Origin of the sequence: Streptomyces humi, assembly GCF_001005085.2 — a bacterium.
GTDB classification, from domain to species: domain Bacteria; phylum Actinomycetota; class Actinomycetes; order Streptomycetales; family Streptomycetaceae; genus Streptomyces; species Streptomyces humi.
In genome coordinates, this window is the sequence record NZ_LBMU02000099.1 from 1 (window position 1) to 20,606 (window position 20,606).

20 protein-coding genes are annotated in these 20,606 nt (G+C 73.2%); 4 read left to right on the forward strand and 16 right to left on the reverse strand.

Annotated features, from left to right (window positions below; all coding sequences use genetic code 11):
• Nucleotides 1–100: 100 nt before the first annotated feature.
• The 3 genes from AAW13_RS37240 to AAW13_RS37250 all read right to left on the reverse strand — a co-directional run bounded on the left by AAW13_RS37240 (nucleotide 101) and on the right by AAW13_RS37250 (nucleotide 2,953).
• On the reverse strand, nucleotides 101–1,267 hold the full coding sequence (locus AAW13_RS37240; RefSeq protein WP_420855517.1) for a glycoside hydrolase family 64 protein: 1,167 nt from the start codon (nucleotides 1,265–1,267) through the stop codon (nucleotides 101–103).
• 194 nt (nucleotides 1,268–1,461) lie between these two features.
• Nucleotides 1,462–2,217, reverse strand: coding sequence for a dienelactone hydrolase family protein (locus AAW13_RS37245; RefSeq protein ID WP_046728930.1), 756 nt, complete (start codon nucleotides 2,215–2,217; stop codon nucleotides 1,462–1,464).
• A 115-nt stretch (nucleotides 2,218–2,332) separates the two neighbouring features.
• Complete coding sequence (locus AAW13_RS37250) at nucleotides 2,333–2,953, reverse strand: L-threonylcarbamoyladenylate synthase (protein ID WP_046728929.1); 621 nt, start codon at nucleotides 2,951–2,953, stop codon at nucleotides 2,333–2,335.
• A gap of 481 nt (nucleotides 2,954–3,434) precedes the next feature.
• On the opposite strand from AAW13_RS37250, the gene AAW13_RS37255 reads away from it, so the two are divergent.
• Nucleotides 3,435–4,964, forward strand: a complete 1,530-nt coding sequence (locus tag AAW13_RS37255) for a helix-turn-helix domain-containing protein (protein WP_046728928.1) — start codon at nucleotides 3,435–3,437, stop codon at nucleotides 4,962–4,964.
• 421 nt (nucleotides 4,965–5,385) lie between these two features.
• On the opposite strand, the gene AAW13_RS37260 is transcribed toward AAW13_RS37255, so the two are convergent.
• The 8 genes from AAW13_RS37260 to AAW13_RS37295 form a co-directional block, all read right to left on the reverse strand.
• A complete protein-coding gene (locus AAW13_RS37260) occupies nucleotides 5,386–6,618 on the reverse strand; it encodes a cytochrome P450 family protein (RefSeq protein ID WP_046728927.1) in 1,233 nt (410 codons plus the stop codon).
• Nucleotides 6,615–7,841, reverse strand: a complete 1,227-nt coding sequence (locus AAW13_RS37265; protein ID WP_046728926.1) for a cytochrome P450 family protein — start codon at nucleotides 7,839–7,841, stop codon at nucleotides 6,615–6,617. Before AAW13_RS37265 ends, AAW13_RS37260 begins: the two co-directional genes overlap by 4 nt.
• Nucleotides 7,838–8,461, reverse strand: coding sequence for a GTP-binding protein (locus tag AAW13_RS37270; RefSeq protein WP_046728925.1), 624 nt, complete (start codon nucleotides 8,459–8,461; stop codon nucleotides 7,838–7,840). The genes AAW13_RS37265 and AAW13_RS37270 overlap by 4 nt, the downstream gene beginning before the upstream one ends.
• Nucleotides 8,433–8,795, reverse strand: a complete 363-nt coding sequence (locus AAW13_RS37275) for a DUF742 domain-containing protein (RefSeq protein ID WP_046728924.1) — start codon at nucleotides 8,793–8,795, stop codon at nucleotides 8,433–8,435. Before AAW13_RS37275 ends, AAW13_RS37270 begins: the two co-directional genes overlap by 29 nt.
• Nucleotides 8,792–9,214 (reverse strand): roadblock/LC7 domain-containing protein, encoded by a 423-nt coding sequence (locus AAW13_RS37280; RefSeq protein ID WP_046728923.1) that lies wholly within the window; start codon nucleotides 9,212–9,214, stop codon nucleotides 8,792–8,794. The genes AAW13_RS37275 and AAW13_RS37280 overlap by 4 nt, the downstream gene beginning before the upstream one ends.
• Complete coding sequence (locus AAW13_RS47190; RefSeq protein ID WP_046728922.1) at nucleotides 9,211–10,905, reverse strand: ATP-binding protein; 1,695 nt, start codon at nucleotides 10,903–10,905, stop codon at nucleotides 9,211–9,213. The genes AAW13_RS37280 and AAW13_RS47190 overlap by 4 nt, the downstream gene beginning before the upstream one ends.
• Before the next feature lie 219 nt (nucleotides 10,906–11,124).
• Nucleotides 11,125–12,399, reverse strand: a complete 1,275-nt coding sequence (locus AAW13_RS37290) for a serine hydrolase domain-containing protein (RefSeq protein ID WP_046728921.1) — start codon at nucleotides 12,397–12,399, stop codon at nucleotides 11,125–11,127.
• A gap of 108 nt (nucleotides 12,400–12,507) precedes the next feature.
• Nucleotides 12,508–12,975 (reverse strand): hypothetical protein, encoded by a 468-nt coding sequence (locus AAW13_RS37295; protein WP_046728920.1) that lies wholly within the window; start codon nucleotides 12,973–12,975, stop codon nucleotides 12,508–12,510.
• A gap of 308 nt (nucleotides 12,976–13,283) precedes the next feature.
• Here AAW13_RS37295 and AAW13_RS37300 point away from each other — a divergent pair, with 308 nt between their 5' ends.
• Both AAW13_RS37300 and AAW13_RS37305 read left to right on the forward strand, forming a co-directional pair.
• Nucleotides 13,284–14,633 (forward strand): transaminase, encoded by a 1,350-nt coding sequence (locus tag AAW13_RS37300; RefSeq protein WP_071659812.1) that lies wholly within the window; start codon nucleotides 13,284–13,286, stop codon nucleotides 14,631–14,633.
• A gap of 56 nt (nucleotides 14,634–14,689) precedes the next feature.
• Complete coding sequence (locus AAW13_RS37305) at nucleotides 14,690–15,130, forward strand: Lrp/AsnC family transcriptional regulator (protein ID WP_046728919.1); 441 nt, start codon at nucleotides 14,690–14,692, stop codon at nucleotides 15,128–15,130.
• 3 nt (nucleotides 15,131–15,133) lie between these two features.
• Here the strand turns inward: AAW13_RS37305 and AAW13_RS37310 are convergent, their stop codons facing one another.
• Complete coding sequence (locus AAW13_RS37310; RefSeq protein ID WP_046728918.1) at nucleotides 15,134–16,231, reverse strand: PP2C family protein-serine/threonine phosphatase; 1,098 nt, start codon at nucleotides 16,229–16,231, stop codon at nucleotides 15,134–15,136.
• A 234-nt stretch (nucleotides 16,232–16,465) separates the two neighbouring features.
• On the opposite strand from AAW13_RS37310, the gene AAW13_RS37315 reads away from it, so the two are divergent.
• Nucleotides 16,466–17,368, forward strand: a complete 903-nt coding sequence (locus AAW13_RS37315) for a GNAT family N-acetyltransferase (RefSeq protein ID WP_046728917.1) — start codon at nucleotides 16,466–16,468, stop codon at nucleotides 17,366–17,368.
• Nucleotides 17,369–17,430: 62 nt separating this feature from the next.
• On the opposite strand, the gene AAW13_RS37320 is transcribed toward AAW13_RS37315, so the two are convergent.
• The 4 genes from AAW13_RS37320 to AAW13_RS37335 all read right to left on the reverse strand — a co-directional run bounded on the left by AAW13_RS37320 (nucleotide 17,431) and on the right by AAW13_RS37335 (nucleotide 20,588).
• On the reverse strand, nucleotides 17,431–18,318 hold the full coding sequence (locus tag AAW13_RS37320; protein ID WP_046728916.1) for a Gfo/Idh/MocA family protein: 888 nt from the start codon (nucleotides 18,316–18,318) through the stop codon (nucleotides 17,431–17,433).
• A gap of 47 nt (nucleotides 18,319–18,365) precedes the next feature.
• Entirely contained in the window at nucleotides 18,366–19,349 is a 984-nt protein-coding gene (gene tgmB, locus AAW13_RS37325) for an ATP-grasp ribosomal peptide maturase (protein ID WP_046728915.1), read from the reverse strand.
• 15 nt (nucleotides 19,350–19,364) lie between these two features.
• Nucleotides 19,365–19,556 carry a putative ATP-grasp-modified RiPP gene (gene tgmA, locus AAW13_RS37330; RefSeq protein ID WP_046728914.1) on the reverse strand — a complete coding sequence of 64 codons (192 nt, stop codon included), beginning with the start codon at nucleotides 19,554–19,556 and terminating at the stop codon, nucleotides 19,365–19,367.
• Nucleotides 19,557–19,721: 165 nt separating this feature from the next.
• Nucleotides 19,722–20,588, reverse strand: a complete 867-nt coding sequence (locus AAW13_RS37335) for a fructosamine kinase family protein (protein ID WP_240528849.1) — start codon at nucleotides 20,586–20,588, stop codon at nucleotides 19,722–19,724.
• Nucleotides 20,589–20,606 lie beyond the last annotated feature (18 nt).

Here is a 20,606-nt window from a genome sequence, read left to right on the forward strand (position 1 = left end):
CTCGACGACACCGCCGTCACGACCGGCTGACGCACGGCAGTCGAGCGGCCCGCGACCGGACTCCGGTCGCGGGCCGCTCCGTTGGGGCACGGCGGTGCTGTCAGCTCAGCGGGTCCAGGGTGAGATACGCCTGCTGCGGGTTGCCGTCGTTGACCAGCGACTCCTGGTTGCCGACGTCGTCGAAGGCGAAGGCGTAGGCCTTGCCGTCGGCCATCTGCGCGTGGATCTTGCGCGCGTAGTGGTTGGTGACGGTGTCGAGGTAGAAGTCCGCCGGGTTGGTGTCCGGCTGGCTGGAACTCGTCAGCAGGGTCGAACGGTTGAAGCCCGCGCACAGGGTGCGGGAGATCGGGCCGCGCACCTGGTCGTTGGGTGCGTCCAGCAGGTTGTGGCAGCCGAAGATGCTGCCGGCGTCCGGCTTCTGGAAGCTCGTCACCACCGCCCCCGAGGAGTTGGTGAAGTTCATGACGTTGCCCGACACCCGGCCGTAGTACTTGGTGTTCGGCTGGTCGGCGAACGGGGTGACGGTCAGGGTCGACGAGGCGTACTTCGACCAGACCCGGTTGACGTAGTCGTCCATCACGGTCGACGGGAGCGCCCCGGTCTCCACGCCGTACAGCGGGGAGAGCGCGCGCAGCACGGTGCCGTCGGAGCGGGTCTGGACCAGGTTGGCCCAGCCGCCGGCCTGTCCGCGCAGGGCACTGAAGAACCCGTTGTAGCCGCCCGGCTTGAGGTGCCCGGTGGAGGCCGTGCTGCCGTCGGAACGCTGCACCCCGACCGCGTACGGCGCCGAGAACATGTCCACCTGGGTGCTGTTGATCCACAGACCCGAGTCGTTCAGCGTGTACTCGGACCAGTTGAAGAGGATGTTGCGGTTGGGGTCGGTCGGGTTCTGCACGGCGGGCTGCACCAGTCCGCCGGTGGTCAGCCGGAAGTCGAGCTTCTGGCCGTAGGAGAAGTAGATCCGGCCGGAGAACTTGGGGATCCGGATCGTCTTGGACTGACCCGCCGCCGGGCCCGTGATCGAGGCGTCCGGGGCGGGGGTCGGCGGGTTGCCGCCGGCCGGCCAGGCGTGGAAGGCGCCGTTCGCGTCGGCGTAGCCCTGCTTCCCGGAGGAGAGCTGGGTGCCGAGGTCGTAGACGTACACCTGGTCGCCGCGGCCCGAGTTGTTGGTGATCTTCAGCGGGATCGTGTCCGGTACCGCCGCGTCGGCCTGGTGCGGGGTGCCCAGCGTGAGCGCCCCGCCGAGCAGCGCCGCCGTGGCCGCCAAGGGCAGCGTCCGGCGTGCGAGTCCTGTGCGCACTCTCCACCTCCGTGTGGGGTCGGGGTTGGTACGGAAATTGGTCCGGACCAATTCTGAGAGCGCTCTCAGAGTGCGTGGCGGGGTGGGTACATGTCAATGCGGGGGACGAAATCGGGGCCCCCGCCGGTCGGCGAGGGCCCCGTGACGCGGACGCGATCGGATCAGAAGGTGCGCTTCAGCAGGCCGAGCAGCGCGTCCCAGTGCCGCTCGGACGCCTCGGCGGAGTAGGCGGGGGTGTCGGCCTGGGTGTAGCCGTGCGCCGCGCCCCGGTAGATCTCGCAGGTGTTGCGGACCCCGGCGGCGTCGAGCGCCTCCTGGAAGGTCCGGATCTGCTCCTCGGTCATCGACTGGTCCTGGTCCGCGAAGCCGAAGTACAGCTCGGCGGTGACCCGGTCGGCCAGCAGGTGCGGGCTGTCCGCGTCGTCGCTGACCATCCGGCCGCCGTGGAAGCCGCCCACGGCCGCGACCCGGTCGGGGAACGCGGCCGCGGTCCGCATCGCGAGCCGGGTGCCCATGCAGTAACCGGTGATCGCCACCGGCCCGTCGGCGACCAGCGGGCTCCCGGCCAGCCAGTCGAGGTAGGCGGCCGAGTCCCGGTCCACCAGGTCCGGGGTCAGCGACATCATGATCGGCATGATCCGCTGCCAGATGGTCGGGTCCACGGAGGGGTCGATGAACTCGGGGAGGTCGATGACCGGGGTACGGCCGTGGCGGTAGAAGACGTTCGGGACCAGCACCGTGTAGCCCTCGCCGGCGAGCCGGTCCGCCATCGACTTCAGGTGCGGTCGGATCCCGAAGGCGTCCTGGTAGAAGAGCACACCCGGGTGGGGGAGTCCGTCGGCCGGGTGTGCCAGGTAGGCGTCGGCGACACCGTCCGCGGTGGTGATGTCCACGTCGGTTCCCTGTACGGCGGTCATGGCGCAAGTGCCTCTCTGTGGAGTCGGCGTCGGGGTGCGGGACACCCGGCGCGGCATGTCCTGATCATCGTGGCACGCGAAGGCGCGGGGACCGTTCCTGGGGAGCCGGAAGTGGTCACTCGAAGCGCGAGGTGTCCCCGGCGCCCCGGCGGACGATCTCCGCCTCCCCGCCGGAGAAGTCGATGACCGTGGTCGGCTCGGTGCCGCACTCCCCGGAGTCGACCACCGCGTCCACCGAGTGGTCGAGCCGGTCCTTGATCTCCCAGCCCTGGGTCAGCGGCTCCGCCTCGTCCGGGAGCAGCAGGGTGCTGGACAGCAGGGGCTCGCCGAGCTCCGCCAGCAGGGCCTGGGTGACCACGTGGTCCGGGATACGGACCCCGACGGTCTTCTTCTTCGGGTGCAGCAGTTTCCGCGGCACCTCGCGGGTCGCCGGGAGGATGAAGGTGTAGCTGCCGGGGGTGGACGCCTTCACGGCCCGGAACACGTCGTTGTCCACTCGCACGAACTGGCCGAGCTGGGCGAAGTCGCGGCACATCAGCGTGAAGTGGTGCCGGTCGTCCAGGTGCCTGATGGTGCGGATCCGGTCGATGCCGTCGCGGCTGCCGAGCTGGCAGCCCAGCGCGTAGCAGGAGTCGGTCGGGTATGCGATGAGCGAGCCCGACCGTACCGAGTCGGCGATCTGGGAGATGCTGCGCGGCTGCGGGTTGTCGGGGTGCACGTCGAAGTACTTCGCCATCCGCCGAGCTTATGCCGTCCGGCACGGACCGGCCGCGCAGGCCCCGCCCAGGCGTGGGCGGGACCGCCGACGAGGGCGCGGCAGGGGCGCCGGCACGGCGGGCACCCCACCGGCCCGGCGCTCGGCCCGGCGCTCGTGCCGGCCCTCGGATCAGCGCCCGTACCGGGGCTCGTACCGGAGCTCGGCCCGGCCCTCGGATCAGCGCCGGAGTGGCGCTCGGACCGGCGAGTTCATGCGACGGCCGCGCGCGTCGAAAAGATTTTGGAATCGGTGCGCATGCTCCGTGTCATCCGGGGCACCCGACCATTCAGCCGCCCGGGGCCCTCCCCCCGGCTCCGGGTGAGGCGTCCTTCGCCGGCGGCCCTTCCCCCGAGGGCCGCCGGCGAAGTCGTGTCCGGTGGCCGGCGACCGGGACCCCGCGGGGCTCATCGGGTAACGTCCCTGAACCGAGACGGACGCGACGGACGAGGAGCAGGGCGAGATGGCAGGCCGAGCTGACCAGGGCCCCCACCACCCGACACCCGACGGCGACGGCTGGGCCGCGCGGCTCCTCGACCACCTGCGCCCCGGCGCCCGCGACCCGCGCCGGGTCGTCGCCTGGCTGGCCCAGGCAGTGCAGGCGACCGTCTGTCTCCAGGACGCCGACGGCACCCTGATCGCCGGCACCCGGGTCCCCCTCGACGACACCCTGGTGGCCGATGTGGCCGCCGGCCGGATCTCGTCCGCCGCCGTCCAGGACGGCGACCGCAACCTGCGCCTGGTCGCCGTCCAGGCCCCCGGCCCGCGTCCGGCGGCCGCCGGACTGCTCGCCGTGGCCCGCTCCGCCCCCTTCGACCGGCGCGCCGCCGAGATCGTCACCCACACCGCCGGTGTCGTCGAACTCCTCCTGCGCGAACGCGAACTGACGGCCGCCGGCCGCCGGCTCCGGCGGGCCGCCGCCGACCTGCGCCTGGCCATCCTGCAACTGCTGATGGTGCAGGACACCGTCTCCGCCCGCCGCGTGGCCGCCGGGCTGTGGCCCGGCCTCCTCGACACCGACGGCGCCTGCGTGTACATCGTCGAGGGGCACCCGGCGGAACGCGACGGCCTCGCCGACGACTGCGTCGACGTGACCCACGGCCAGGCCCTCGTCGTACGCTGTCCGGCCATGGACGGCCATGTCATCGTCCTCAGCCCGGCCGCGGCCACCGGCGAGCGACTGCGCACGCTCGTCGACGGCCGGCCCGACACCTTCCTCGGCGGCAGCGTCCGGCAGAGCCTCGCCCAGACCGCCACCGCCTACGGCCAGGCGATCAGCGCCCTCGCCGTCGCCCGCTTCCGCCCCGACCAGGCCGCCGTCTACGCCGAACGCACGCTGCCGGCACGGCTGATGGAGCCGGCCGCGCTTCATGCCTGGTCCACCGCCGTGCTGCGGCCCCTCGACCGCCTGCCGCACCACACCCGTGCGGAACTCCTCGCCACCACCCGCCTCGGCCTGGAGTTCACCGCGGTCAGCGCGGCCAAGGTCCTCGGTGTCAGCCGCAACACCGTCCGCGCCCGCATGGACCGCGTGGAGACCCTGCTCGGCGCCGACTTCTCCGACCTCGCCGTGCGTGCCACCGCCCATCTGGCGCTCAACACCGAGGCCGCCCGCACGGAAGACCTCGTCGGCGGGGTGTCGCAGCCGTCCGCGGTCCGCCTCGGTGACCTGCTGGCCGGCCCCGCGCTGCGGGCCTGGGCGCGGGACCTGCTGGACCGGCTGGTCCACGACGGCCGGGACCTGCGCGGCACCCTGCGCGCCTGGATCGCCGCCGGCGGGAACGCCGAACGGGCCGCCCAGGACCTCGGGGTGCACGCGCAGACGGTCCGCGAACACGTCCGGGGCGCCGAACCCGTCCTGGAGCGCCAGCTGCTGGCCGGCGGCACCGACCTCTACGAGGTCGTCCTCGCCCACCTCGCCCTCGGTGACCTCGCCGCTCCCGTGCTGCTCCGGGCGAATCAGGGTCAACCGGACTCACCTGTGCACAGGTGAGCCCTCCGCCTGTCCGAACGGGCATCGGCGCGGTACCCAACGGCCGGATCCGCACGTAAGTTCACGTTGCGCGCGGGGGCACGACCGGAACGGGGGACCGGTCGCCGCCCCTGCGCCCCTCCCACTGCCCGCCGAATGCCGGGCACCGCCACCCGTCACGGCAACGCCAGCCACCCGTCACGGCAGCGCACCGCCATCCGGCCGGAACGCACCGCCACCCGTCACGGCAACGCACCGCCATCCGGCCGGGCGATGACCGCCTCCGGCCGGGCGATGCACCGCACCTCTGCCCGGCGAGGGGACCGACCGCCCGCCGGGCGAGAACGGCGGACCGTTGCGGGGCGGGAACGGGGGACCGCTATGGGCGGGAACGGCGGACCGCCGACGGGTGACAACTGCGGACCGGCTTTCTCTCCGACGGTCACGGTCCCAGTCGGACGGGGATTTCCTGCCAGCCGAACGCGATGAAGGACGGTACCTGGCGCAGTTCCTTCTCGCCGACCGCCAGCCGCAGCCCCGGGAAGCGGTCGAACAGGGCGGGCAGCGCGGCCAGCGCCTCCGCCCGGGCCAGCGGCGCGCCGATGCAGCGGTGCACGCCGATCCCGAAGGACAGATGGTCGTCGGCGCCCCGCGCGGCGTCGAACACGGCGGCGTCCGGACCGTACCGGGCCGGGTCCAGGTTCGCCGCAGCGTACGTCGTGATGACCGCGTCCCCGGCCGGCACGGTCACGTCCCCGACCTTCAGGTCGCTCACCGCGAACCGCAGCGGCAGCGAGGCGATCGACGGATGCACCCGCAGCGTCTCGTCGATCACCGCGTCCCAGCCGATCGTCCCGGAGCGCACCCCGGCCAGCTGCACGGGCTGCGTCAGCAGCGCCACGACCGCGTTGCCGATCAGGTTGACCGTGGTCTCGAAACCGGCGCCGATCACCAGCAGCAGTGTGTACAGGAGTTCGTCGTCGGCGAGCCGGTCGCCGTCCTCGTCACGGACCCGGATCAGCTCCGTGGTCATGTCGTCGCCCGGGTGGGCGGCCTTGTACGCGATGAGCGCGCCGAGGACCGAGCCGATCCGCTCCTGCACGAAGGCGGCGTGCTCCGGGCTCGGGTCGGAGGTGTCCATGATGGCCGCGATCAGCTCGCCGGTGTCGTCCCGCAACTCGTCAGGAACACCGAAGAGTTCGCAGATCATCCGCATCGGCAGCGGGTGCGCGAGACCTGCCCTCAGGTCCACCGTCGAGCCGTCGGCGCCCGCCGCCGCGACCGCGTCCAGCAGTTCCGCGGTGATCGCCGCGACGCGCGGCAGCATCGCCTCGGTGCGACGGCGGGTGAAGCTCGGTGCCACCAGCCTGCGCAGCCGGGTGTGGTCCGGACCGTAGGTGGAGAGCATGTTGACCACGCCGACCCAGCCCAGGATCCAGCCCCAGGAGGGGTGTTCGGCGATCTCCGGCCACAACCGCCAGTGCTTGCGCGGGTCCTTGCTGACCTGGGGATCGAGGATGAGTTCCTTGAGCACGTCGTGGCCGGTCGGCGCCCACGCGGGGATGCCGCCGGGCAGTTCGACGGGCACGACGGGGCCGAGGGCGCGTAACCGCGCGCTCTCCGCCGCGATGTCGGAGCCGAACGGGTCGAGGGCGATGCGGTCGGTGACGGTCACGGCGTCTCTCCAGGCTGGTCGGGGGAGCGGGGGCTGAACCGGACGGGCAGGGACGTCAGGGAGCGGTGGAACGGGCCGGGCCGCCAGCTGAGCCGCTCGCGGGGCAGGACCGGGTCGAGGTCGGGCAGCCACAGGGTGAGCCGTTCGATCGCCTCGGTCGCGATGAGCAGCGCGTGGTGCCGCACCGGGCAGGCGTGCGGGCCCGCGCCCCACGACAGGTGCGAGGCGTCCCCGGCGCGCCGCCCCGAGGTGACCTCCCGCTCGGCGAACAGCCCCATGGCACCGAAGGACACCACCACCGGGACCGCCGGTCTGACCCAGGCCCCGTGGAAGGAGACCGGCCGGCGGGCGTAGTAGACGCCGTAGTTGGCCAGCGGTGTCTCGTGGTGCAGCACCTCCACCACCGCGTCCATGACCGGGCGGGCGCCACTGGTGAGCGTGGAGTAGTAGAGCGGGTTGCCGAGGATCCGGGAGAGCGCGTTGGAGACCAGGTTGGTGGTCGGCTCGTAACCGGCCCCCAGGGTGAGGAACACCTGCCAGGTGACCTCCTCCGGGGTGAGCCGGGCGGGATGGTCGAGGAGCATGCTCGGCAGGTCCTCGCCGCGCTCCGCCACCTTGGCGGCGATCAGCCGCAGTACGTAGTCGGCGAACTCGGCCTCGCCCTCGGCGGCCTGCGCACCGCCCTCCATCATCTTCAGGAGGCCGTCGTTGAGCCGGTCGCCCTGGCTGTCCGGCAACCCGAACAGGTTGTTGAAGACCAGCGCCATCAGCGGACGGGTGAAGTCGGTGACGAGGTCCGCCTCGCCCCGCGGCGCGAAACGGTCCACCAGCAGCCGTACCGCACGGTGCACCAGCGAGCGCAGGTCGTGCGGCTCGATGAGGTCGAACACGTCGATGAGGGTGGTGCGGTAGCGGAGGTGCGCGTCGGCGTCGGAGAACAGCGCGTTGGGCCGCCAGCGCATCATGCCGAGCAGCGGGGAGTCCTCGGGGACCGTTCCTTCCCAGTCCCGCGGGTCGTGCGAGAACGTCTCGACGTCCCGCAGCACGTCCAGGGCGGCGCGGCGCTCGGTGACGACGTACGCGGGCGTGCCCGGCGCGAGTTCGGCCCAGCCGACCGGGCCCTGGGCGCGCAGGGCCGCGTAGTAGCCGTGCGGGTTGCGGGCGAAGCCGTCCTCCCACAGGCGTACCGGCCCGGTCATGGTGAAGGAGTGCTGCGCGGTCATCGGGCCTCCGCGGGCCGGTCGTCGATCAGGTGCTGGACGAGGGCGAGCAGCGCGTCCACCGAGGAGTGCGCGTCCCGGGCGTCGCAGGTCACCATCGGGGTGTCCGGCGCCAGGTCCAGCGCGGTGCGCAGTTGCTCGCCCGTGTAGTGGTCCGGCGCGTCCGGGAAGGTGTTGAAGGCGACCGCGTACGGCAGCCCCGCGTCCTCGATCAGGCCCAGCACGTCGAACGAGGCGTCGATGCGGCGGCTGTCCACCAGGACCAGGGCGCCGAGCGCCCCGTAGGAGATGTCCTCCCACAGCGTCCGGAAGCGGTCCTGCCCAGGTGTCCCGAACAGGTACAGCACGACCCCGCCGGACAGACTGATCCGCCCGAAGTCGATGGCGACGGTCGTGGTCTCCTTCTCCCGCACCCCGTCGAGGTCGTCGACGTGCGCCGAGGCCTCGGTGAGGTGTTCCTCGGTGTGCAGCGGGCGGATCTCCGACACCGCGTCGATCAGGGTCGTCTTGCCGACCCCGAACGGGCCGGTGACCAGGATCTTGACCAGGTCGCGGGCGGAGTCGGGAAGATGGGGGCCGCCCGAGCGGGGCAGCTCACCGGTGCTTGAGGGCGCGGAGGCCATCGGCCACTCTCTTCAGCAGGTCGGGGTCGAACCGTTCGGCGGGCGGGATCGGCGCGCGGGCCCGGACCAGGCCGCGGTCCACCAGATCGGCGGCCAGCACCCGGACGGCTGAGAACGGCAGCCGCAGCAGCGCCGCCGCCTCCACCACCGTCAGCGCGCCGCCGGACAGCAGTTCCAGGAGCGCGAGTTCGGCGGCGGGCAGACCGGCGGGCAGCGGCGCCCCGTCGCGGGTGAGCACCGTCAGCCGTTCCAGATGCGGACGGCTGGGCCGGGCCACCCCGCCGGTGGACAGATACGCGGGGACCAGGGGACGGCCACCACGGCGGCCGGTCATGCCGGTGCGCCGCCGTCGGAGCCTCTGGGCGCCGCCGCCATCGTCTTCTCGCCCAGCCGGGCGACCTGTGAGTGCACCCGGTGCGCCAGCAGGTCCAGCCGCACCTCCGGGTCGCCGTAGGCGGCCACACAGGTGCCGTGGTCGGTCGGCACGATCAGCACGTAGCCGTGGTCCGACTCGATGACCACCTGCCGCACCTCGGCCCGGTCCCGGTCCGCGAAGGTGGCGGCCGCCGCCCGGCAGGCGCCCTGCACGGTGCTGGTGATCGCCGCCACCCGCTCGGCGGTCGCCCGGGACAGGCCGTCGGTGTAGCCGGTCGCCAGACCGTCCCGGGTGAGCAGGACGGCGGCCAGTACATGCGGTACCTGTAGGACGGGTTCCAGCACCCATGCCGTGTCGCCCGCGTCGCGGCTGGTCATCTGGCCGCTCCTCCTTCGTCGTCGGTCCGGTGGGGGTCGGGCGTGCTCGCCCGCTTGGGGGTGCGCGCCGCCGCGGTGCCGTACTGGAGGGCGGCGAGCGCGGCGGCCGCCTCCTCCGGCCGGCGCGCGGCCGGCCGCGACGGGGGTGTGCCGGGTTCGGCGGCACGGGTACGGCGGCGCCGCTGCGGCAGACCGGCCGGGGTGACCGGCTCCTGGCGACCGGGCGCCGGAGCGCCGGCCCGCGCGTGCTCGGCGCCGCCGGGACCGGATCCGCCGGGACCGGATCCGTCGGGACCGGATCCGCCGGGATCGGCCGCCGCGCCCACGGCCGTCGCGTTGCCCACGACGGGACCGGCCGCCGCGCCCACGGCCGTCGCGCTGCCCACGCCGGGAGCGGGCGCGGCGCCCACGGCGGGAGCGTCAGGTGCGGGCGGCGCGGTGGGCGCGGACTCACTGGCCCCGGTTCCGTCGACGCCCGTCCCGTGTACGGCCGTCTCGTGTACAGCCGTCCCGTGTACGGCCGTTGCGCGCACCGCGGTTCCCTGCCCGGCCGTCTCGCGGGCGTCGGTCTCGGCGACCGGCTGCTCCCGGCCCGCGGTGCGCTCCCGTACCGCGGGTTCCCGGGTCGAGCGGGGCGCGCTGGCCGACGGCGGGCGTTCGCCGGGGTCGATCCGGGCCAGCAACCGGCTGTCCACCCGCAGTACCGCCCGTACCCCGCCGTAGGGCGACGGGGAGGTGACGTCGACATGCAGGTCGAACTGGCGGGTCAGCTGGCCGACCGCGGCCAGGCCCATGCGCGGCGGGTCGCCGAGATCGGTCAGCAGGACCGGGTCGCTGCCCGCCACCAACCGCTGGGCGCGGGCCCGTTCGTCCTGCGTCATCCCGAGGCCCGCGTCGTCGACGGTGACGCACACCCCGTGGTGGACGTGTTCCAGGTTGACCACGACGTCGGTGTCCGGCGCCGAATGGCGCAGCGCGTTGTCGAGGAGCTCGGCGACGATGATGGCGACCGGTTCGACCGCGTGCGACACCAGGGCGGTGCCCGGCTCCAGATGGTTGTGCACCTTCACCCGGTGGTAGCCGGCGAGCCGGGCCTGGCCGCCGGTCACCGCGTCCACCACGTGGGACTCCTCGCGGGCCAGCCCCACCCAGGCCCCGCACACCACGGCGGCCACCTGGGCCCGCCGCAGCGACTGCTCGTTCTCGTGGTCGAGTGCGAACAGGGTCTGCGCCAACTCCGGCTCGTCGTAGCGCTGTTGAAGGCCGCGCAGGGCGTCCTGGAGGCGGTACAGGGCGGCCTGGATCTCCCGGGTGGCGCCGCGCAGTCCGGCCTGCGCGGCGGCGTCGATCCGGACCCGCTGCGCGGTCAGCTCCTCGCGCAGCGCGGTGAGCACGTACTCCAGGGCGATCCCGGTGGGGGTCCCGGGCGTGTGCTCGCGGGCCGGTCCCGGCACCCTGAGGTGCGGATGGGCGAGCTGGGCCGCCGCCGCGGGCATCCGACGGGCCGCGAGATGCTCGATCTCGGTGATGAACGCGCCCTCCGCGCCGTCCAGTCGGGCGCGCAACTCCACCACCTCGGCCCGCAGCGCCGCGTTCCGGCGCCGGGTGCGAACCAGGGTGCCGCCGAGGGCGAGCGCGCAAAGCGTTCCGGCGGCGAGACCACCGGCCACCAGTTCCGGTAATTGGGTCATGGAGTCGGTTTCCAGGGGGAGTAGGGCAGCAGTGGGCAGGGGGAGCCCAGGGCCCCTCCCATGTGGCACTCGCAGCACAGTACACACCGTCATTGACCGGCCCCGCACGGTGAATCGTTACATCGCTTCGAATCCGTTCGATGACTGTTCGCTTCTGTGTCAAGTGTCGGAAATGCCGTGCGAGCAAGGGGAGTTGGGGTCCGAACGTGCTCCGTGCCGTCACCGGGTGGCGGACGCCGGTGCCGGCAGGTCGAAGACGTGGGCCGGGGAGACGGTCCGGGTGATCGCCCGGCCGAACAGCGTGCTGGGCTCGATGTCGCCGTGGTAGCTGATGTCGGTGTTCAGCAGCACCACCACCGTCGTCCGTGTCGACGGCAGGTACACCGTCAGGGCCTCGTAGCCCGGCAGCGAGCCGTTGTGCCCGATCCAGCCCTGCACGTCGAAAATGCCGAGGCCGTACCCGGCGCCGGTGATCCCGGTCGGGGGAGTGGTCAGCCGCTGCTTCTGGGTGGCGGGGGCGACCATCGTGCGGCCGTCGGGGAAGACCCCGGTGGCCGCGGTGGGCGCCCAGGTGTGCAGGTCGTCCAGGGTCGAGATCATCGCGCCGGCCGCCCAGCCCCAGGACGGGTTCCAGTCGGCCGTCTCCGCGACCTTCCCGTCCGCCGTCTGGTCGGTGTAGCCCTGGGCGTGCGGGGTGGGGAACTCGTTCCCGGTCGGGAACAGCGTCTGCTTCATGCCCGCCGGGGCGAGGACGTGCCGCGCGAGGTACGTGCCCAGCCGCTGCCCGCTCTCCTTCTCGACGAGCAGGCCGAGCAGGATCAGGTTGGTGTTGGAGTAGTAGAACTTCCGCCCCGGCTGGAACATCACCGGGTGCTTGAAGGAGTAGGCCAGCAACTGCTGCGGGGTGAAGGGGCGTTGCGGGTCGGACGTCAGTGCCTTGAAGAAGGCGTCGTCCTCGGAGTAGTTGAACAGTCCGCTCCGCATCCCCGCCAGGTCGCGCACGGTGATCCGGTCGCCGTTCGGGACGCCGTCGAGGTACTTGCCGATGGGGTCGTCCAGGCCCACCTTGCCCTGGTCGACCAGTTGCAGCACCGCCGTGACGGTGAACATCTTGGTCTCGCTGCCGATCCGCATGTAGAGGTCGGACGACATCCGCTGCCCGGTCGCCTTGTTCGCGACCCCGAACGAGCGAACGTAGTCGGGCTGCCCGGGTGTCCAGACGCCGACGGTCACGCCGGGCACCTGGGCTTCGCGCATGACCTTCCGCACGGCCGCGTCGAGTTCGGCGGCCACGGCCGGGGTCATCGGGCGGACGTCCGGGCTCCCGGACGGTGACGGCGGGGGCGGGGCGGTCCGCGAGGTCGAGGGGGAGGCCGAGGGCACGGCGAACGTGGCCGGCGCGGCGGCGGGCGCGGTGGCGAGCGGCCCCGTCAGCGTCCCCAGGAGGACGGCGACGGCGGCGCCCGCGCGCAGCAGGGCGGGTGGACAGGACATGGGCTGACTCCAAGCACGTGAGAGGGACCGTGCGGTGGGGTCGGACGTCAGAACCCTGAGATCACAGGATACGAGCGGGCACCCGAAGGCGCCCGTCGGCCGGCCGCGCTACTCCTGCCCAGCGGGCCGCAGCACCGCCAGCGTGCCGTTGGCCTCGCGCAGCGCCAGCTCCAGCAGGCCCGGCGTGTGCAGGGCGCCGCTTCCGTCGGGCGGCACCAGCCACTCCAGGCAGCCCCCGGGCCGGTACGGCGGCGGCACGGCGACCCACGCCCCCTTGGTCGCGTAGCGCAGCCCGGCGCCGATCCAGCCGCCGGACGGGTCGGGCGGCAGGAAGAAACCGACCCGGCGCGCGTCGGTGTCCACCAGGGTCGGCCCGGGGACGGGCAGCGACGGCCGCCACAGCAGATCCAGCGTCAGCAGACCGAGCCGGTCCGGCACGCTGAGCACATCCCAGAAACGGCCGGCCTCCAGGAGCGAGACGCCCTCACCGTGGTCCCATTCCCACTTGCACGCCCGGGGGTCCGCCGAGGCGGCCGCGAGCCATTCCACGCCCTGCATCCACATCCTGTTCGCCATTTACCGCTCCGGCACTTGGTACATCGGTACGCCAACCCGGCATATGCATGCTGGTAGATATTTCTAAGTGGCGGAAGGGGTGGCGAACCCTGGCGTTTGAGGCCTGATGTGCGAACACCGGTCACGCGTGCTGTCCGCGGCGGCGGGGCGGAACGTGCCGTGGGTGGGAGCGACGCTCGATTCGATCGTCGTCGCACACGAATCAAGCGCTGTCGCACACGAATCGATCGTCGGATATTGAAATCACCTCCGTATCGGTCGTAGGCTCCCCTCGTTCCGTCGCCGCCGCTTCCGACCTGGGGGACCTCATGGACCGCACCCGACTGCTCGCCCTCCTGGCCCGGGAGAGCGCCGAGGCCCAGCGCCAGAACCCCCGCTCCCGAGCGGCATATGCCAACGCCGGCCATCTCTTCGGCCGGGTCCCGATGACGTGGATGAACAAGACCGCCGGGGCCTTCCCGCGCTACCTGGCGACCGCGCGCGGTGCCCGGGTCACCGACGTCGACGGGCACTCGTACATCGACTTCTGCCTCGGCGACACCGGGGCGATGGCCGGGCACTCGCCGGCCGTGGTGACCGAGGCGGTGCAACGCCGGTTCGGCGAGCTGGGCGGCGCCACGGCGATGCTGCCGACGGAGGACGCGGAGTGGGTCGGCGCCGAGCTGACCCGCCGCTTCGGGCTGGCCCGCTGGAGCTTCTCGCTCACCGCGACCGACGCCAACCGGTGGGCGATCCGGCTGGCCCGGGCCGTCACCGGCCGCCCGAAGATCCTCTTCAACAGCTACAGCTACCACGGCAGCGTCGACGAGTCCCTCATCGTGGTCGGCCCCGACGGCACGGGAGCGCCCCGCCCCGGAAACGTCGGCGCGCCCTGTGACGTCACCCTGACCAGCCGGGTCGCCGAGTTCAACGACCTGGACCAGCTGGAGCGCGAACTCGCCCACGGCGACGTGGCCGCCGTCCTCATGGAGCCCGCGCTCACCAACATCGGCATCGTGCTGCCGGAACCCGGCTACCTGGCGGGCGTGCGCGCCCTCACCCGGCGGTACGGCACCCTGCTGATCAACGACGAGACGCACACCTTCTCGGCGGGCCCCGGCGGCTGCACCGCCGCCTGGGACCTGGAGCCGGACATGCTGACCATCGGCAAGGCCATCGGCGGCGGCATCCCGGCCGGCGCCTACGGTCTCTCCGACGACCTCGCCGAGCGCCTGCTGGCCCGCGCCGACCTGGACCTGGTGGACATGGGCGGGGTCGGCGGCACCCTCGCGGGCAACGCCCTGTCGGTCGCCGCGACCCGGGCCACCCTGGAGCACGTGCTCACCGACGAGGCGTTCGACCGCATGGCCAAGCTCTCCGAACGCTTCGAGACCGGGGTTCGCTCGGCCGTCCGGACCCACGCCCTGCCCTGGTCGGTCAGCCGCCTCGGGGCCCGCACCGAGTACCGGTTCGCCGACCCGGCCCCGCGCACCGGCACCGAGTCCGCGGCCGCCGCCGACCCCGAGCTGGAGGACTTCCTCCACCTCTACCTCGCCAACCGGGGCATCCTGCTCACCCCGTTCCACAACATGGCCCTGATGTGCCCCGACACCACCGAGCAGGACGTCGACACCCACACCGAGGTGTTCGGGGCCGCCCTGCTCGAACTGCTCGGCTGACCGCCGGCCCGACCGCAGCCGGCCGAACCAGAGAGGAAGAGGGCACCGACGTGCACATGGACGACATCGACCGGGCCATCCTGCGCGAGCTTCAGACCGACGGCCGGATCGCCTACGCCGACCTCGGGCCCCGGGTCGGTCTCTCCGCCTCCGCGGCCCGGCAGCGGCTCCAGCGGCTGCTGGACTCACGGGCCGTGCAGGTCGTCGGTGTCACCGACCCGATGGCCATGGGCGGCCAGGCGATGGCCCTGCTCGGCATCGGCACGGACGGTGACCCGCGCGCCGTCGCGGACGCGCTCGCCGCCCACCCCGAAGTGGTCTACTCCGTCTTCACCTCGGGCGGCTTCGACCTGTTCGCCGAAGTGGTCACGCCAGGCCCGAAGGACCTGCTGGACTTCGTCAACGACGTGGTCCGCCCGATCGAGGGCGTACGCGAGGTCCAGCCCTTCCCGTACTTCGGCATCCACACCCACCGGTTCCTGTGGGACGTCGGCTGAGCCTCAGCCGATGCCGGGCGTCAGGACGAGCATGGTGGCGTCGTCCCGCACCTCGCAGCGCCCGGACAGGTCGGCCCACACCGCCTCGGTGAGTCCGGCCCCGTCCGTGCCGGTGAAGGTGGCCAGCCGCTCCGGGAGCGGGTAGAAGCGCCCCGCCGGGTCTCGCGCCTCCCAGACCCCGTCCGAGGCGATGAACAGCCGGTCGCCCCGGCCCAGCTCGACCGTGACCTCCTTCGGAGCCTCCGCCTTCGCCAGCCCGAGCCCCAGCGGCGCGGCCGGCGCCACGCCCAGCTCCCGGGCCCGGCCGTCGCGCAGCAGCACCGGAGCCGGATGGCCGCAGGCCACGATCCGCACGGTCCGCAGGTCGGCCGAGAACTCCAGCAACAGGGCGGTGGCGAACAGTTCCGCGTTCGGCACGTCCGCCGAGTCCACCCGCATCCTGCGGTCCATCCGGGCCGCCACCGCCTCCAGGTCCGGCTGGTCCAGCACCGCCTCCCGGAACGCCCCGAGCAGCGCGACCACGGTGGACACGGCGGCCAGCCCGTGGCCCCGTACGTCCCCCATCACCGCCCGCACGCCGTACGGCCCGTCGCGCACGTCGAAGAAGTCCCCGCCGACCAGCGTGCCGCGCTGGGCGGCCCGGTACAGCCCCGCGCAGCCCACCGCGCCGACCCGCTCGGGCAGCGGCGGCAGCACGGCCTGCTGCACCGCCTCGCCCACCGCCCGCTCGGTGACCAGCTGGGCGTCCCGGTGACTGCGCACGTACGACACGAAGACGCTCAGGACCGCCACGAACGTGATCGTGAGCAGGTCGGTGTTGCCGGGGCGGTTGAGGTGGGTGGCGGGCACGTTGAGGAGCACCACCACCAGGGAGCTGAGCAGGGCCGTCGCCAGCGGCCCGTAGGACAGCACGGCCAGCGGCGGGATGGCGCCGAGGAGGAAGCCGAAGTCGTGGCCGTGCGGGCTGACCAGGGTCGCCACCGTCACCGCCACGAGCAGCGCGACGGGCAGCACCCGCACCCAGCGCGGCGGAGGCGCACCCTGCAACCAGCCACGACCGTCCCGGTAGCCACGCGGCGACCAGCCGCGCACCGAAGTCACATCCCCAAGCTACGCCCGTGCCCCGGCACCGGCCCCGCCAGGCGGCGCCGAAAACCCGTGGACGCGGACCGCCCCGGTTCCCTACCGTGTGGGCACACGCCCGAGACCGGACGGAAGGAGGCGAGTGCCGTGATCACCACACCCAGCCAGCGCTCCCTCCCCGAATTCCGGGCGTGACAGGTCCCAGCTGACCCGGGAGCGCGCCCCGCAGCACGCGACATCCCGGAGGAATCCGTGACCGATCCGGTCATCCGCACGCTCGACGACACCACCGCTCACCTCTTCGACGACCTGCCCGACCCGCTGCGCCTGCGCGAGCGGAACCGGCACACCCGTTACCGTCCCGACTGGAAGCGCGTCGCCCTGCGCGACGGCCGGGTGGTGGCCCGGGCCGCCTGGTGGGCAGGCCCCGAGGACACCGAACCGCTCCTCGTCAACTGGTTCGACGTGGCCGAGGGGGAGGAGGAGGCCGGCGCCGAGCTGCTGAGCAGTGCGCCCTGGCGGACCGCCGAACTGGAGCTCGACCTGCCCACCGGCTGGCGTGACTCCGCCGAACTGCGCACCGCCGCCGAGGCCCGGTTCACCGCCGCCCGCAAGGCGGGGTACGAACTGCTGGTGGAGCGCTACAACTACCGCTGGACCCCCGAGTGCGGGCTGCCGGAGCGGCCCGGCCGGCTCCGCTTCGCCGCCGAGCCCGACGACGGTGTGTTCTTCGACGCCCTGCGCCGCATCCACTCCGTCACCCTGGACGCCCACGCCCGCCGTGCCATCGGGCAAGGCGGAGTGGACCAGGCGGCCCAGGAGGAGATGGACTTCTTCCGCTGGATGCCCTCGCCCCGCGAGTGGTGGCAGGTCGCCCGTACCCCCGACGGCGAGCCGGTGGGCATCCACATCCCCGGCCGCAACCCGGGCGGGCCCTGCGTCGGGTTCATCGGCGTCCTGCCCGAGCGACGCGGCCACGGCTACGCCTACGATCTGCTGGTGGAGTGCACCCGCTTCCTGGCCGGACAGGGCGCCGAGTTCATCGCCGCCGCCACCGACCAGGGCAACTTCCCGATGGCCGCGCACTTCGCGCGGGCGGGATACCCGGTGGTCCGGGAGCGGCTGAACTTCTGGGCGGCGCCCGCCGCCGGGTGACCCGCCGAGGGGGGGCGGTGACCGGCGGCGGACGGCGGAACCCGGTCCACGGGCCGGGTCCGCTAGCCGATGTCCTTGCCCAGCAAGGTCTCTGCCTCGGCCAGGATCTCGGTCACCCGGAGCCCGAACGCGGCGTCGCACGGGTGCGCGCGGCCCGTGCGAGCGGCGGCGAGCAGGGCGTCGGCGGCCCGGGTCAGGGCGGGGACCGCTCCCTCCGCACTCCTCGGCAGCAGCGTCACCCCCGCCTCACCGCGCAGTTCCACGTCCGCCCCGGCGGCCGCCGGAGGCGCGGTGAGGCTCAGCGTCACCGCGCTGGACGCCCCGGTGGCGTGGTCGAGGACGAGATGGACGGTGTCGGAGGGGCCGTGCACGGCGGCCGCCACCCGCCGTACGTCGCCCAGCACCGGCAGCAGCACCGACAGGGCGTGCGGACCCACGTCCCACAGCGCCCCCTTCTCCCGGCGCCACGGCGAGTCGGCGAACGGGCTGTCGCCGGTGAACACCGAGCCCAGCCACTGCGCCCGAGCCGTGAACCAGCCGGCCGTGGCGGCCTGTTCCCCGATCCACCGCTCCGGCTCCTGCTGGAAGCGGGTGGTGAAGAACACCACCGAGGCGACCCGCGCCCGCTCGGCCGCCGCCACCACCGCCTGCCCCTCGGCGACCCCGATCGCGAGGGGCTTGTCCAGCAGCAGGTGGCACCCCGCCCGCGCGGCCCGTACCGCCAGGTCCGCCTGTACGACCGGCGGCAGCGCCAACGCCACCGCGTCGACGTCGGCGAACAACGCGTCCACGTCGTCGTACGCCCGGACGCCGTGCTCCTCCGCCAGCTCCGCCGCCGCCTCCGGGCGGCGGCCCCACACCCCGGCGAAGTCCAGCGACCCGTGCCCCGCCAGCGCGGGGGCGTAGGCCGCCCGTGCCCAGGGCCCGGTCCCCAGCAGTCCGATGCGCATGTCCCGTTCCTCTCTCCGTGCTCTGCTCCACACCGCCGCCCAGCCGGTCAGGGCATCCTGCTCCGCCCGCCGTCGGCATGGGTACGGCACCGCCCGGTGCCGTCCGCCAGCCACCCGGCGATGCTCTCGGCGATGGGCTGCCCGGTGTCCATCTCGACGAACCCGAACTGACCCGACTGGTTGCACTCGAGGAACCACCAGATGCCGTCGGCGTCCTCCGCGAAGTCGAAGGCACCGTAGGCCAGCTCGGCGTCCTTCATATACGTGAGAACGGCCTCGGCGACTCGCACCGGCACCTCGGTCTCCTGCCAGGGGGCGACGGACGGGGCGAACCGGACGTCCACGTCGTCGGGATGGGCGTCCGGATGCACCGGCTTGCGGGCCGCCAGCAGCCGCTCGCCGACCACCGTCAGCCGGATGTCGGCCCGCTTGGCGACCCGCCGCTGGAGCAGGGTCGGCCCGAACGCCACCGCCGCGAAGTCGGCGTCCGGCGCCACCCGGCTGGTCGGCACCGCCCGCGGCGGCTCCTGCGGATGCGCCCCCGACACCGGCTTCACCACCAGGTCCGGGAACCGTGCCGCGAACTCCCGGGCCGCCTGCGGGAACGTCGTGATCAGCGTCGCGGGCACGGCGAGCCCGCTGCGCTGCGCCAGCCGCAGCTGCCACGGCTTGTGACGCGCCCGGCGGGCCGCGTCCGGGTGGTTCATCCAGCGCGCGTCGGTCCCGCGCAGCATGCCGTACAGCGCCTGCGCGGATTCCTCGGTCAGCCAGGCGGACGGCTGGGCGGCCCGGGCGGCCGCCACCCCGGGCCTGCGCACCCAGACGGAGCGCAGGCCGTCCATGCTCACCAGACGTCCGTTCACGGACAGGTGGCCGCGGCTGACGCCCTGCACATACTCGCCCGACAGGGCCACACCGCTGGTCAGATCGGCAGGGTCGAGGCGGACGACGGGCACGGCGGCCTCGTGCAGCCGGAGGACCACCATGTCCGCCGTCACGTCCTCGTCACTGGTCAGGATGAGCACGGTCATCGTCGGGTTCCGCGTTCAGTCGTCGAAGTGCGTCTTGGAGCCCGCGGTGGAGGTCGTGGTCCCCAGGGCTCTCAGCGTTGCGTGATCGGTGGCTGCGATCCGGCCATCGAGGAGAACGTTCAACTGCATTCCGGAGTCATACGCGTACGGAGTGGTGACGTCCAACTGCACTGCGGGGCGTGCGTAGTTGAGCGCGAACGGTTGCATGGTCTCTCCCTGTTTCGTTCTTCCATGCACTTATACGATTCGAACGCGTGGTTGGTTTCCTTACTCTGCGTAATCTCAGCGCCAATTAAGGGCTTGTTAAGGAAACAGCGGCCTGTCGCCGCCCCGAGTGGCCGATTTCACATGCCCGTCCGGCACATGACAGCGTCAAATGCCCGCGAATTCCCGAGATGTCGTGAGCGCCTGTTCGGCGTAGCTCCGCCCGAAGAGCACGGCATGTACCAACAGCGGGAACAGCTGGTGCAGTCCGACGCGCTCCGCCCAGCCGGCGGCGGGCGGCGCCGCGTCCTGGTACGCGTCCAGGATCCGGTCCAGGTGCGGGCAGCCGAAGAGGCGGAGCATCGCGAGGTCGGTCTCGCGGTGTCCGCCGTGCGCGGCGGGGTCGATCACCCGGACCCGGCCGTCGGCGCCCCACAGCACGTTGCCGTTCCACAGGTCGCCGTGCAGCCGGGCGGGCGGCTCGGCCGGTCCCGCGAGTTCCGGCAGCCGCTCGCAGACCCGTTCCACCACCCGGGCCTCGCCGGGACGCAGGGTGCCGCGGTCGACGGCCGCGCGAAGGTAGGGCAGCACCCGGTGCTCGGCGTACCAGTGCGGCCAGTCGGTGCCCGGCTCGTTGCGCATCGGGGCGCGGCCGATCCAGGCGTCGCGAGGGCCGTCCGGCGGGGCCGCTCCGAAGGCCGGGGCCCCGCCGGCGTGCAGGGCGGCCAGCGCGCGGCCGAACCGCGTGGCCGCCTCGGTGCCCGGCCGGCCGGTGGCGACCAGCTCGGTCACCAGCCACCGCTCGTCGTGTCCCAGCACCTCGGGAACCGGGACCGCCCGGGCCGCGGCCAGCCAGCGCAGTCCGGCCGCCTCGGCCCGTACCGCGCCGGAGCCGTCGCCGTGCTTGACCACGACGGCACCGCCGTCGGCCAGCGCGACCTCCGTGAGGCCGCCGGACAGGGCATGCTCGGCCGAGGCCCGCCGCCCGGTGAGCCGGGCGGCCACCGCACCCGGACTCTCGCCGCCGTCGACCACCGCTCCAGCGTACGGGCC